13 protein-coding genes are annotated in these 12,010 nt (G+C 71.4%); 10 read left to right on the top strand and 3 right to left on the bottom strand.

Annotated elements, in window-relative coordinates; genetic code table 11:
- Positions 1-63: 63 nt before the first annotated feature.
- The gene (locus B5P21_RS16505; protein WP_133064158.1) at positions 64-294 is read right to left on the bottom strand and encodes a hypothetical protein; all 231 of its coding nucleotides are present in this window, start codon (positions 292-294) and stop codon (positions 64-66) included.
- A gap of 133 nt (positions 295-427) precedes the next feature.
- Between B5P21_RS16505 and B5P21_RS02490 the strand changes: the two genes are divergently transcribed.
- Positions 428-952, top strand: a complete 525-nt coding sequence (locus tag B5P21_RS02490) for a putative immunity protein (protein WP_045529827.1) — start codon at positions 428-430, stop codon at positions 950-952.
- 135 nt (positions 953-1,087) lie between these two features.
- Positions 1,088-1,480, top strand: a complete 393-nt coding sequence (locus tag B5P21_RS02485; protein ID WP_133064157.1) for a hypothetical protein — start codon at positions 1,088-1,090, stop codon at positions 1,478-1,480.
- 74 nt (positions 1,481-1,554) lie between these two features.
- On the opposite strand, the gene B5P21_RS16500 is transcribed toward B5P21_RS02485, so the two are convergent.
- Positions 1,555-2,223: a DUF2510 domain-containing protein gene (locus B5P21_RS16500; protein ID WP_133064156.1), complete on the bottom strand. Its 669-nt coding sequence runs from the start codon at positions 2,221-2,223 to the stop codon at positions 1,555-1,557.
- A 243-nt stretch (positions 2,224-2,466) separates the two neighbouring features.
- On the opposite strand from B5P21_RS16500, the gene B5P21_RS02475 reads away from it, so the two are divergent.
- Genes B5P21_RS02475 through B5P21_RS02440 form a run of 8 tightly spaced genes read left to right on the top strand, consistent with a single transcriptional unit; the run spans position 2,467 to position 11,305 of the window.
- Positions 2,467-2,619: a hypothetical protein gene (locus B5P21_RS02475; RefSeq protein WP_236688723.1), complete on the top strand. Its 153-nt coding sequence runs from the start codon at positions 2,467-2,469 to the stop codon at positions 2,617-2,619.
- Positions 2,616-2,720: a K(+)-transporting ATPase subunit F gene (gene kdpF, locus B5P21_RS02470; RefSeq protein ID WP_041464319.1), complete on the top strand. Its 105-nt coding sequence runs from the start codon at positions 2,616-2,618 to the stop codon at positions 2,718-2,720. Before B5P21_RS02475 ends, kdpF begins: the two co-directional genes overlap by 4 nt.
- Positions 2,720-4,396, top strand: a complete 1,677-nt coding sequence (gene kdpA, locus B5P21_RS02465) for a potassium-transporting ATPase subunit KdpA (protein ID WP_045529834.1) — start codon at positions 2,720-2,722, stop codon at positions 4,394-4,396. The genes kdpF and kdpA overlap by 1 nt, the downstream gene beginning before the upstream one ends.
- A complete protein-coding gene (gene kdpB / locus B5P21_RS02460) occupies positions 4,393-6,543 on the top strand; it encodes a potassium-transporting ATPase subunit KdpB (RefSeq protein ID WP_045529836.1) in 2,151 nt (716 codons plus the stop codon). Before kdpA ends, kdpB begins: the two co-directional genes overlap by 4 nt.
- 42 nt (positions 6,544-6,585) lie before the next feature.
- Positions 6,586-7,194 carry a potassium-transporting ATPase subunit KdpC gene (gene kdpC, locus B5P21_RS02455; RefSeq protein WP_045529838.1) on the top strand — a complete coding sequence of 203 codons (609 nt, stop codon included), beginning with the start codon at positions 6,586-6,588 and terminating at the stop codon, positions 7,192-7,194.
- Positions 7,195-7,226: 32 nt separating this feature from the next.
- Positions 7,227-9,773 (top strand): DUF4118 domain-containing protein, encoded by a 2,547-nt coding sequence (locus tag B5P21_RS02450; protein ID WP_094170719.1) that lies wholly within the window; start codon positions 7,227-7,229, stop codon positions 9,771-9,773.
- Complete coding sequence (locus tag B5P21_RS02445; protein ID WP_045529843.1) at positions 9,770-10,519, top strand: response regulator; 750 nt, start codon at positions 9,770-9,772, stop codon at positions 10,517-10,519. The genes B5P21_RS02450 and B5P21_RS02445 overlap by 4 nt, the downstream gene beginning before the upstream one ends.
- A gap of 9 nt (positions 10,520-10,528) precedes the next feature.
- Positions 10,529-11,305, top strand: coding sequence for an SGNH/GDSL hydrolase family protein (locus B5P21_RS02440; RefSeq protein WP_236688724.1), 777 nt, complete (start codon positions 10,529-10,531; stop codon positions 11,303-11,305).
- Positions 11,306-11,489: 184 nt separating this feature from the next.
- Here the strand turns inward: B5P21_RS02440 and B5P21_RS16495 are convergent, their stop codons facing one another.
- Positions 11,490-11,939 carry a hypothetical protein gene (locus B5P21_RS16495; protein WP_133064155.1) on the bottom strand — a complete coding sequence of 150 codons (450 nt, stop codon included), beginning with the start codon at positions 11,937-11,939 and terminating at the stop codon, positions 11,490-11,492.
- Positions 11,940-12,010 lie beyond the last annotated feature (71 nt).

Below are 12,010 nucleotides of genomic sequence, written 5' to 3'. Positions count from 1 at the left end.
ACCGAGCAGGACCTCGGCCGGATCCCGCCGTCGGAGCCGCGGGAGCGGATCGGTGGATCGGGCTCAGCCCGGCAGGCCCTCGCGGGCGTGCACGCGGTAGCTCGCGTAGTAGATGGCGGCCAGCGCCACGCCCGCGACCGCGGCGAGCGCCTCGCAGATCCGACCCCACAGCGGCGTGTCGACGAAGACGATCGCGATCACGGCGGCCAGCAGGGCGACCACGGCCCAGAGCACGGCGGCCCGGGCGCAGCGCTTCGCAGGGCCGGGTTGGAGCCAGGAGGATCGGTTCGCCATGCCTTGACGCTAGAGGCGGCCAGCGGCGCGGCCGGGCCGAAGGCGTGCCCCAGAAGGAGGCACGACGCCGCTCGCGCTGCGCAGCCCGCCCGTGGGAAGGTCGGTGACGACTGACCGAGCGAGAGGAACCCGCATGCCCATCCTCCCGAAGGACCGCGACCCCGCCCTCATCACCGTGCGCCGCGGCGGCACGCTGACCGACGACGACCACCGGCTGCTCGCGCTGTGGGCCGTCGCGTGCGCGGAGCACGTGCTGCCGCTGTTCGAGGCGGAGCTGCCGGGCGACCCGATCCTCCGGGGGACGCTGGACGTCGCGCGCGGTTGGGTCCGCGGCGAGGTGCCGATGAAGGAGGCGCACCAGCAGGCGTTCCGGGCGAACGCGGCCGGTCGCGGGTTGCCCGATCCGGCCCGCTTCGCGGCGCTCGCGGCCGGGCAGGCGGTGGCGGTCGCGCACGTCGCGGCGCACGACCTGGGCGCGGCCGCCTACGCGATCCGCGCGGCGAGCGCCGCCGCCCCGCCCGCTGAGCAGGACGCCGCCCGCGACGCCGAGCGCACCTGGCAGCGCGAGCGGATCCCGGCCCACCTCCGCGCCGCCGTCCTCGCCGACCAGCGCGCCCGCAGCGTCATCTGCTGGGGCGTCTTCGACGACCTCGCCTGAGGGTCTCGATCCGGGGACGATCCGGCACCGCGGCCCCGGGACGTGCGACCGTCGAGCATGCCCGCCACACGAGCCCGCCGCGTCCTATCGGCGCTCCTCGTCGCAGGCGCGATCGCCGCATTCGCGTCCGGGTGCGTGGGAGACGGGGTCGCGTGCCCGGCCATCGCCTGGGCGAACCAGGCTGAGGTCCACCTGACGGGCAGCCAGCAGGCGGTGGAGCGCGTGGCGTGGGTGGAGCTGTGCGATGACAGCTCGTGCTCGCGTTCGGCGGAGGATCCCCGGGACCCCGGTGCCGACGACCGCCTGCCGTTGGAACTGGCCGACGAAGCCCTCCGGTCGAACCCGGACATGTGGACGATGCGACTCGTGATGTCAGCCCCGGGCAGGGTCACGCTCACGGCCTACGCCGCCGACGCCACCGTGCTCGCGACCGCCGACGCCGACCTCGCCTGGACCCGCGTCGGTGGTACTCCGGAGTGCGGCGGCGAGAGCGTCGCCGGCCCCGTCGACCTGCCGATCCCGGGCTGACGCGCGCCGCCAGCCCCCGCACCTCAGGGGGAAGAGCACGAGCAACGGACGATCGTCTTCAGGTCTGAAGCCGCTCAGTCCTCGCCGAGATCGACAGTAGGACCGCTTGTCAGCTTCCCGTCAGTCCACGTGGTCTCGCACGTCCAGTCCGATCGAACCATCGCCCCGAAGCCGTTCTGCGAGTCGACTGCGCCGACCACGATCCAGTCGACCTTGCCGTTCTCGGCGTCCTTATCCATCTTCGCTCGCGTCTTCTCGCCAAGCTCTCCCAGATCCAAAGGGGTTTCCGAATCGAGCTCCTCGCCGAGCAGTTCGTTGATGTTGGTGATCAGATGCGTCGCGTATTCCTCGCGATCCAGGGTCTCCAGCTCGCTGAGCTGAGCAGTCGACGGGCTTTTCAATTGAGAGAGGAGCTGCGTCGTGCATTCCGCCAACGAATCCCGTTCCGGTGCTCCCGATCTGTAGACCACAAGACCAGCGGTGATCACAGAGCCGATCACGACCGCTGCAGCCACGCTCGAGGCGATGACGATGCGTCGTGTCCGCCTGCCTCGACCCGCGGTTCGGCCACTGCTCTCTTCGGAGGGCTCGATTGCTTGCGCGCTGGTTTCCAGACGCGGCTCTGACCCGACGATCTCGGCATCCGCACTGGTCGCCGGTGCGGGAACCCACTCCGCCCCGTTCCAGTACTGGGGTGTTCCATCGGGACGCTCGTACCAACCGGCAGGCGGAAGTTGGGGCATGGCGTGTTCCTCGCATGGAGATGAAGCGTCGGGTCGATCAGGCAGGAGGACGCTTCACGATGTCTCGTGCCGACAGGCGGGTGACCCTCGCCGACTCTAGGCGGCGGCAGCTGCATCCGAAGCGCTGTCGTCGACCCCAATCCGGGTGGTCCCGATGACGCCGCGTAGGAGTCTCGTGAGGTTCCCCCGCCCCCGTGAGGGAACCGTATGGATGCGTGAGGACGCCCGCGCGCGAGGTGTCTAGTGGTCCCTCGTGCCCCGCCGGGCACCCGCGTCCGATCGGGCGCGGCACCCCTCAACGGAGGATCCCCCGTGCTCGACCTCGTGTACATCACAGGCGCCATCGTCCTGTTCGCCCTCGTCGGCCTCGTCGGCCGAGGAGTGGAGAAGCTGTGATCACCTCGTTCGCCGACGCCGCCGGCCTCGCCGCCGCCGTGCTCGGCATCGCCTCCGTGGTGTACCTCGTGTACGCCCTGATCCGCCCCGAGAAGTTCTGATGGACACGCTCGCCGGCATCCTCCAGGTCGCGTCCGTCGTCCTGGTCCTCGTCCTCGTCCACCGCCCGCTCGGGGACCTCATGGCGCGCATGTACGAGTCGCGCCACGACTGGCGCGTGGAGCGGTTCCTCTACCGCCTCATCGGCGTGGATCCCCGCTCCGAGCAGACCTGGCCCGCCTACCTCCGCGCGGTGCTTGCGTTCTCGCTCGTCGGCGTCCTCGTCGTCTACGGGATGCAGCGCCTCCAGGGCTTCCTCCCCTACGCGCTCGGCCTCCCCGCCGTGCCCGAGGGCATCTCCTTCAACACGGCCGTCTCCTTCGTCACCAACACGAACTGGCAGTCGTACTCGCCCGAGGCGACCATGGGCTACACGGTCCAGCTCGCCGGGCTCGCCGTGCAGAACTTCGTCTCGGCGGCGGTCGGCATGGCGGTCGCCATCGCGCTCGTCCGCGGCTTCGCCCGCACGCGCAGCGGCACCATCGGCAACATGTGGGTCGACCTGCTCCGCGGATCGCTCCGCCTGCTCCTGCCCCTCTCGCTCGTCACCGCGGTGGTCCTCATCGCCGGCGGCGTGATCCAGAACTTCGCGGGCTTCCAGGACGTGGCCACGCTCGCGGGCGGCTCGCAGACGATCCCGGGCGGGCCGGTGGCCTCGCAGGAGGCCATCAAGATGCTCGGCACGAACGGCGGCGGGTTCTTCAACGCGAACTCCGCGCACCCGTTCGAGGACCCGACCGCCTGGACCAGCGCGTTCCAGGTGCTGCTGATGCTCGTGATCCCGTTCTCGCTCCCCCGCACCTTCGGCAAGATGGTCGGCGACACCCGCCAGGGCACCGCGATCGCGGCCGTGATGGCGACGATCTTCCTGGTCTCCTTCACCGCCCTCACGCTCTTCGAGCTGAACGGCGCCGGCACGGCCCCGATGGCGGCCGGCGGCGCGATGGAGGGCAAGGAGCAGCGCTTCGGCATCATCGCCTCGACGCTGTTCGGATCCACCTCCACGCTCACCTCGACGGGCGCGGTCAACTCGATGCACGACTCGTACACGGCGCTCGGCGGCATGATGCCGATGATCAACATGATGCTCGGCGAGGTCGCCCCCGGCGGCGTCGGATCCGGCCTCTACGGCATGCTGGTCCTCGCCGTGATCTCGGTGTTCGTCGCGGGCCTGCTCGTCGGCCGGACGCCGGAGTACCTCGGCAAGAAGATCGGGCCGCGCGAGATCAAGCTCGCGAGCCTCTACATCCTCGTCACGCCGACCCTCGTGCTCGTCGGCACCGCGCTGAGCTTCGCGATCCCCGCCGTCCGGGAGGACGTCGAGGGCACCTCGATCCTCAACAGCGGGCTGCACGGCCTCTCCGAGGTGGTCTACGCGTTCACCTCGGCGGCCAACAACAACGGATCCGCGTTCGCCGGCCTCACCGCCTCGACGCCGTGGTTCACCACGGCGCTCGGCGTCGCGATGCTGCTCGGGCGGTTCCTCCCGATCGTGTTCGTGCTGGCGCTCGCCGGATCCCTCGCGGCGCAGGACCGCATCCCCACCACCTCGGGGACCCTGCCCACCCACCGGCCGCAGTTCGTCGGCCTCCTCATCGGGGTGACGGTCATCGTGACCGCTCTCACCTACTTCCCCGTTCTCGCGCTGGGTCCCCTGGCGGAAGGGCTCGCATCATGACCGTCCTGACCACCCCCGAGGCGCCGGCCGCTCCGGCTCCCGCGTCGCGCGCCCGGGCCATCGACGCCCGGCAGCTCGCCGAGGCGCTCCCCGGCGCGTTCCGGAAGCTGGATCCGCGCCTCATGTGGCGGAACCCGGTGATGCTGATCGTCGAGGTCGGCGCCGCGTTCACCACCGTCCTCGCCATCGCCGAGCCCTTCACGGGCGGCGCGGGATCCTCCGGCGGCAGCGCCGTGCCCGCGACCTTCACGGCCGGCATCGCCCTGTGGCTCTGGCTCACGGTCGTCTTCGCGAACCTCGCGGAGTCGGTGGCCGAGGGCCGCGGCAAGGCGCAGGCCGACAGCCTGCGCAAGACCCGCACGAGCACGATGGCGCACGTCGTCGCGGCGTACGACGCCTCCGGGGATCCCGGCGCCGAGCGCGCCGAGCTCCGCGAGGTGTCGAGCGCCGACCTCACGCTCGGCGACACGGTCGTCGTGGTCGCCGGGGAGTCGATCCCGGGCGACGGCGACGTCGTGTGGGGCATCGCCTCCATCGACGAGTCGGCCATCACGGGCGAGTCCGCCCCGGTGGTCCGCGAGTCCGGCGGCGACCGCAGCGCCGTCACCGGCGGCACGCGCGTGCTGAGCGACCGGATCGTCGTGCGCATCACCTCGAAGCCCGGCGAGACCTTCGTCGACCGCATGATCGGCCTCGTCGAGGGCGCGTCGCGCCAGCGCACGCCGAACGAGATCGCGCTGAACATCCTGCTGGCGAGCCTCACGATCGTGTTCGTGATCGTGGCGCTCACGCTCAACCCCATCGCCTCGTACTCCGCGGCGACCGTCAGCGTGCCGGTGCTCATCGCGCTGCTCGTCTGCCTCATCCCGACCACCATCGGCGCGCTGCTCTCCGCCATCGGCATCGCCGGCATGGACCGGCTCGTGCAGCGCAACGTGCTCGCCATGTCGGGCCGCGCGGTCGAGGCCGCCGGCGACGTCACCACGCTGCTGCTCGACAAGACCGGCACGATCACCTACGGCAACCGCCGCGCCAGCGCGCTCGTGGCCGTCGACGGCGTGGGCGCCGAGGAGCTCGCCCGGGCCGCGGCCATGTCGTCGCTCGCGGACCCGACGCCGGAGGGATCCAGCGTCGTCGACCTCGCGATCGCCCAGGGCCTCGACACCAGCACGCTGCCCCGCGGCGTCGACGTGCCGTTCACCGCGCAGACCCGCATGTCCGGCGTCGACCTGCCCGACGGCACGGTCGTCCGCAAGGGCGCCTCGTCCGCCGTCATCGCGTGGCTCGAGGAGGGCGGCCGCCCGCTGCCCTCGACGCTGCACGCCGAGCTGACCGCGGCCGTCGAAGCCATCTCGAACGGCGGCGGCACCCCGCTCGTCGTCGCGATGAAGGACCCGGCGGGCGCCGGCCGCGTGCTCGGCGTCGTGCACCTCAAGGACGTCGTGAAGGACGGCCTCAAGGAGCGCTTCGCGGAGCTGCGGGCGATGGGGATCCGCACGGTGATGATCACGGGCGACAACCCGCTCACCGCCCGCGCCATCGCCGCCGAGGCCGGGGTGGACGACCACCTCGCCGAGGCCACTCCCGAGGACAAGCTCGCGCTCATCCGCAAGGAGCAGGAGGGCGGCCGCCTGGTCGCCATGACCGGCGACGGCACCAACGACGCGCCCGCGCTCGCGCAGGCCGACGTCGGCGTCGCGATGAACACGGGCACGTCGGCCGCGAAGGAGGCCGGCAACATGGTCGACCTCGACTCGGACCCGACCAAGCTCATCGACATCGTGCGGATCGGCAAGCAGCTGCTCATCACCCGCGGCGCGCTCACCACGTTCTCCATCGCGAACGACGTGGCGAAGTACTTCGCGATCATCCCCGCGATGTTCACGGGTGTCTTCCCGCAGCTCGCGGTGATCAACGTGATGCAGCTGCACTCGCCGGCGTCCGCGATCCTCTCCGCGATCGTCTTCAACGCGCTGATCATCGTGGCGCTCATCCCGCTGGCCCTGAAGGGCGTCGCGTACCGGCCCCTCAGCGCCTCCAAGGTGCTCAGCCGGAACCTGCTCGTCTACGGGGTCGGCGGCGTGATCGCGCCGTTCATCGGCATCAAGCTCGTCGACCTCGTCGTCAGCCTGATCCCCGGCTTCTGATCCCCTCCCCGATCACCTCACGTCACCGATAGAAGGAAGCGCATGTCCTCCCCCCGCCAGTCCCTCCGCACCGCCGGCGTCGCCGTCCGCGCGATGGCCGTCCTCACCGTCGTCCTCGGCGTCGGCTACACGGCCGTCGTCACGGGCATCGGCCAGCTCGCGCTCCCCGCGCGGGCGGACGGATCGCTCGTCTCCGCCGACGGGCAGGTCGTCGGCTCCTCGCTGATCGGCCAGTCCTTCCAGGACTCCGACGGCGACGCCCTCCCGGAGTGGTTCCAGTCCCGGCCCTCGGCCGCGGGCGACGGCTACGACGCGTCCGCGTCGAGCGGCAGCAACCTCGGCCCCGAGAACGACGACCTGGTCTCCTCCATCGAGGACCGCGAGGCCGCCATCGCGGAGTCCGACGGCGTGGATCCGAGCACCATCCCGGCCGACGCGCTCACCGCATCCGCGTCGGGGCTCGATCCGCACATCAGCCCGGAATACGCTCGGGAGCAGGTGACGCGCGTCGCGGAGGCCCGGGGCATCCCCGAGCAGCAGGTCGAGCGCCTCGTCGACGCGCACGTGCAGGGCCGCGACCTCGGCTACCTCGGGGAGCCGACCGTGAACGTGCTCGAGCTGAACATCGCGCTCGCCGGCCTCGGCGGCTGACGCCCGCACCACGCGGGCAAGGAAGAGAAGACATGAAGCGCGGTCGACTGCGGGTGCTGCTGGGAGCGGCGCCGGGCGTGGGCAAGACCTACGCGATGCTCGAGGAGGGCAGGCGGCTGCGCGACGAGGGCGCCGACGTGGTGGTCGCGGTCGTGGAGACCCACGGCCGCGCCGCCACGGCGGCGATGCTCGAGGGGCTGGAGATCCTGCCGCGGCGCGAGGTGTCGCACCGCGGGGTGGAGATCACGGACCTCGACGTGGACGCGGTCATCGCCCGTCGGCCCACCATCGCGCTGGTCGACGAGCTCGCCCACACGAACGCCCCCGGCGGCCGGAGCGAGAAGCGCTGGCAGGACGTGGACCTCATCCGCGACGCCGGCATCGACGTGATCTCCACCGTCAACATCCAGCACATCGCCTCGCTCAACGACGTGGTCGAGAAGATCACCGGGGTGCCGCAGCGCGAGACGATCCCCGACCGCGTGCTCCGCGAGGCGCACCAGATCGAGGTCATCGACCTGGCGCCCGAGGCCCTGCGCGACCGGCTCGCCGGCGGGCGCGTGTACCCGGCCGAGCGGATCGACGCGGCCCTCTCCCACTACTTCCGGCTCGGCAACCTCACCGCGCTCCGCGAGCTCGCGCTCCTCTGGCTCGCGGACGAGGTCGACACCGCGCTCGCCGCCTATCGCGACGAGAAGGGGATCGACGCCCGCTGGGAGGCCCGCGAGCGCGTGGTCGTGGCGCTCACCGGCGGCGCCGAGGGCGAGACGCTCCTCCGCCGCGGCGCCCGGATCGCGGCCCGCTCCGCCGGCGGCGAGCTGATGGCCGTGCACGTCTCCAGCCAGGACGGCCTGCGCTCCGGCAGCCCCGAGGCGCTCGCCAGCCAGCGCGCGCTCGTCGACTCGCTCGGCGGCAGCTACCACCAGGTCGTCGGCGACGACATCCCGCGCGCGCTCGTGGAGTTCGCCCGCGCGTCCAACGCCACGCAGCTCGTGCTCGGCGTGAGCCGCCGCAGCCGCCTCGCCGCCGCGGCGACCGGGCCCGGCATCGGCGCCACGGTGATCCGCGAGTCCGGCGACATCGACGTGCACATCGTCACGCACGCGGCCGCGGGCGGGCGCTTCCGGCTGCCGCGCATCCGGGGCGGGGCGCTCAGCATGCGGCGCCGGATCCTCGGCGGGCTGCTCGCGCTCGGCGGCGGCCCCCTGCTCGCCTGGCTGCTCTCGGCCACGCGCTCGGACGACTCCATCACGAGCGACGTGCTCTCCTACCAGCTGCTCGTGGTGCTCGTCGCGCTCGTCGGCGGGATCTGGCCGGCCCTGTTCGCGGCCGTGCTCTCCGGCTTCACGCTCGACTACTTCTTCATCGACCCGCTCTACACGATCACCGTCGACGAGCCGCTGCACCTGCTCGCGCTCGTGCTCTACGTGGTCATCGCGCTGCTCGTCAGCTGGATCGTCGACCAGGCCGCCCGGCGCACCCGCCTCGCCCGCCGCGCGGCCGCCGAGGCCGAGCTGCTGGCGACCGTGTCGGGATCCGTGCTCCGCGGCGAGGGCGCCGTGCACGCGCTCGTCAGCCGCACGCGCGAGGCGTTCGGCCTGCAGGGCGTGAAGCTCGTCGACCGCGACGAGACGATCGCGTGGGACGGCGTCGTCACCGGCGCCGCCGCGACCGACGTGCCCGTGGGATCCCGCGGCGTGCTCACCCTCTACGGCGACGACCTCGAGGCGTCCGGCCGCCGGCTCCTCCGCGTCATCGCCGCGCAGCTCGACGCCGCGCTCGAGCACCGCGACCTCTCCGACACGGCCCGCGAGGTCGGCCCGCTCGCCCAGACCGACCGCGTGCGCACGGCCCTGCTCTCGGCCGTCAGCCACGACCTCCGCCGGCCGCTCAGCGCCGCGACCGCCGCCGTCACGGCCCTCCGCTCCCCCGGCATGCGGTGGGCCGACGGCGACCGCGAGGAGCTCCTCGCCACCGCGGAGGAGAGCCTCGGCACGCTCGCCGACCTCGTCACGGACCTCCTCGACGTCAGCCGCGTGCAGGCCGGGGTCCTCGGCGTGCGCCTCATGGACGTCGACCTCGACGACGTCGTGCTCGCCGCCCTCGACGAGCTCGACCTCGGGCCCGCCGACGCCGTGCTCGATGTCGCGCCCGACCTCCCGGGCGCGGTCGCGGATCCGGGCCTCCTCCAGCGCGTGGTGGTCAACCTGCTGAGCAACGCCGTGCGGCACGCGCCCGACGGCGTGCCCGTGCGCCTCAGCACGAGCGCGTTCGCCGAGTCGGTCGAGATCCGCGTGGTGGATCACGGCCCCGGCGTCGCGCCCGAGCGCCGCGACGACATGTTCGTGCCGTTCCAGCGCCTCGGCGACACCGACAACGCGTCCGGCCTCGGCCTCGGCCTCGCGCTCTCGAAGGGCTTCACCGAGGGGATGGGCGGCACGCTCACCGCCGAGGACACCCCGGGCGGCGGCCTCACGATGGTGGTCGCGCTGCCCGCGTGCCGGGCGGACGCCGAGCCCGTCGCGGATCCACCCGCTCCCGCCGACATCCCCACGACCGCCTCGGAGGTGTCCGCGTGAAGATCCTCATCGCCGACGACGACCAGCAGATCCTGCGGGCGCTGCGCATCACCCTCACGAGCCTCGGCTACGACATCGTCACCGCGGAGGACGGCGCCGCCGCCATCCGCGCGGCCGTCGCCGAGAAGCCCGACCTCTACATGATCGACCTCGGCATGCCCCGGCTCGACGGCGTCGAGGTGATCCAGGCGCTCCGACTGTGGTCGACCGCGCCGATCCTCGTGGTCTCCGGCCGATCCGGCGCCGCCGACAAGGTCGAGGCCCTCGACGCGGGCGCCGACGACTACGTCACGAAGCCGTTCTCCATCGACGAGCTGCTCGCCCGGATCCGCGCCCTCGGCCGCCGGGCCGCCGCCGACGAGGACCGCTCGGCCACCGTCTCCTTCGCCGACGTGACGGTCGACCTCGCCGCCCGCGTCGTCACACGTGCCGACCAGCGCGTGCGCCTCACCCCCACCGAGTGGCAGGTGCTCGAGCTGCTCGTTCGCAACCCCGACCGGCTCGTCTCCCGGCAGACCCTCCTCACCGAGATCTGGGGCCCGACGCACGTGAACGACAGCGGCTACCTCCGCCTCTACGTGGCGCAGCTGCGCAAGAAGCTCGAGCCGGACCCCGCGCATCCGCGGCACCTGCTGACAGATCCCGGGATGGGGTACCGGTTCGTGCCGGCGGGGGCGGGGCGCGCGCCGGAGGACGCCTCGGCCACGTCACGCACGACCAGGCGACGTGCGGACCCACGAGCGTAGGCTCCCGTGGTGCCCCAGAGATCCACCCGCTCCGCCCGTCCCGCCGCCCTCCTCGCCTCCGCCGCCGCCGCGCTCGGCGGCCTCGCCGCCGCCGCCCTCGTGGTGCCGCGCCGGTTCGAGGCCGGCCGCCGCGAACGCGCCGCGGTCCTCAACGAGACGCTGCCCGTGAACTCCGCCTGGTGGCGCGAGCACGCGCAGCTCGAGGGCGACCTCCTCTACGTGGCGCTCGGCGACTCGACCGCGCAGGGCATCGGCGCGAGCCGGCCCGTCAACGGGTACGTCGGGATCCTCGCCGACCGGATCCGCGCGCTCAGCGGCCGCTCGGTCCGCACCGTCAACCTCAGCGTCTCGGGCGCCCGCGTCCGGGACCTCGTCGAGTACCAGCTCCCCCGCCTCGCGAAGCTGCAGCCCGACGTGGTGACCCTCGCCATCGGTGCCAACGACATCGCCGCGTTCAAGCCGGTCGCGTTCGAGGACGCCCTCGGCCGGATCCTCGACGCCGTCCCGCCGACCACCGTCGTCGCCGACCTGCCGTGCTTCCACTTCCCCGCCAGCGAGCGCAAGGTGCGGGTCGCGAACGAGATCGTCCGCCGCCTCGCCACCGACCGCGGCCTCCGCCTCGCTCCGCTGCACCGCATCACCCGCCGCCAGACGGCCGTGCTCGCGCTCGTCCAGGCCGCTGGAGACCTCTTCCACCCGAACGACCGCGGCTACCGCGTCTGGGCGAGCGCGTTCCTGCCCTTCCTCCCGGCGACGGTTCGCGCGCTGGAGGTGTCGGGGCGCTGACGCGCTCGCTACTTGCCGTTGAGTTTGATGGTTGCGTCGCCATCATCCTCTCTATTACTTCCCTCAAGAATACGATCTTCTACGGGTAGCTCTTCATCCTCGGCACTGGATCCAAGGCCCCCAGTCGCATCTTGCACATTATCGTTATTTGTATTGTCGGACAACGTTGTTTCCCTTTCTAATATCAGACTGCCAAGCGTGTGACGACTAGCGAAACTACCGCTACTACGAAACTGATTATACCCACATTTAGCCAAAAGCTTTGATGCTTAACAGATTTCATGTAGGTTTTACACTCCGCAAGAAGTCCATTGACCAATTCCCGCTGGAAGTCGAGCGCGGTCTTATCCGACGCGTCTTTCAAGATTTTTTCGGGACTTTGCACGATTCCTTTACGCGGGGCCATTGCGCCGGCGCCAGCAAGAGCGGCAATAAAGAAGAACGTGACTGACGCCCACCAAAAAGGGTTTGTTGACGACACGCCGGCAAGTGCTGCCGCTAGAGCTCCGACTCCAAAGAGGGCCACCGCTCTAGATTGCACGTTCACCATGGAAGCTGACAACGAGGCGCGTATCCGCAGCACCTCATCGTGAGCGAACTGCAAAGCAGGCGCAGATACCGTCTTGGTACCCATGCGCAATATATCAGGGTGTTCTACAACTTTTACTTTGTAGACCCTAGCAGCGTTACACACCCAAACTCCCG

The organism is Clavibacter michiganensis subsp. insidiosus, from assembly GCF_002240565.1.
Lineage (GTDB): Bacteria > Actinomycetota > Actinomycetes > Actinomycetales > Microbacteriaceae > Clavibacter > Clavibacter insidiosus.
This window is presented reverse-complemented; position numbering and strand designations above follow the sequence as displayed.

Bases quoted from the DNA above. Each gene is read 5' to 3' on its own strand.
- kdpB (WP_045529836.1), top strand. From the start codon at position 4,393: ATGACCGTCCTGACCACCCCCGAGGCGCCGGCCGCTCCGGCTCCCGCG.
- kdpC (WP_045529838.1), top strand. From the start codon at position 6,586: ATGTCCTCCCCCCGCCAGTCCCTCCGCACCGCCGGCGTCGCCGTCCGC.
- B5P21_RS16500 (WP_133064156.1), bottom strand. From the start codon at position 2,223: ATGCCCCAACTTCCGCCTGCCGGTTGGTACGAGCGTCCCGATGGAACA.
- B5P21_RS02490 (WP_045529827.1), top strand. From the start codon at position 428: ATGCCCATCCTCCCGAAGGACCGCGACCCCGCCCTCATCACCGTGCGC.
- B5P21_RS02450 (WP_094170719.1), top strand. From the start codon at position 7,227: ATGAAGCGCGGTCGACTGCGGGTGCTGCTGGGAGCGGCGCCGGGCGTG.
- B5P21_RS16495 (WP_133064155.1), bottom strand. From the start codon at position 11,939: ATGGGTACCAAGACGGTATCTGCGCCTGCTTTGCAGTTCGCTCACGAT.
- B5P21_RS16505 (WP_133064158.1), bottom strand. From the start codon at position 294: ATGGCGAACCGATCCTCCTGGCTCCAACCCGGCCCTGCGAAGCGCTGC.
- kdpA (WP_045529834.1), top strand. From the start codon at position 2,720: ATGGACACGCTCGCCGGCATCCTCCAGGTCGCGTCCGTCGTCCTGGTC.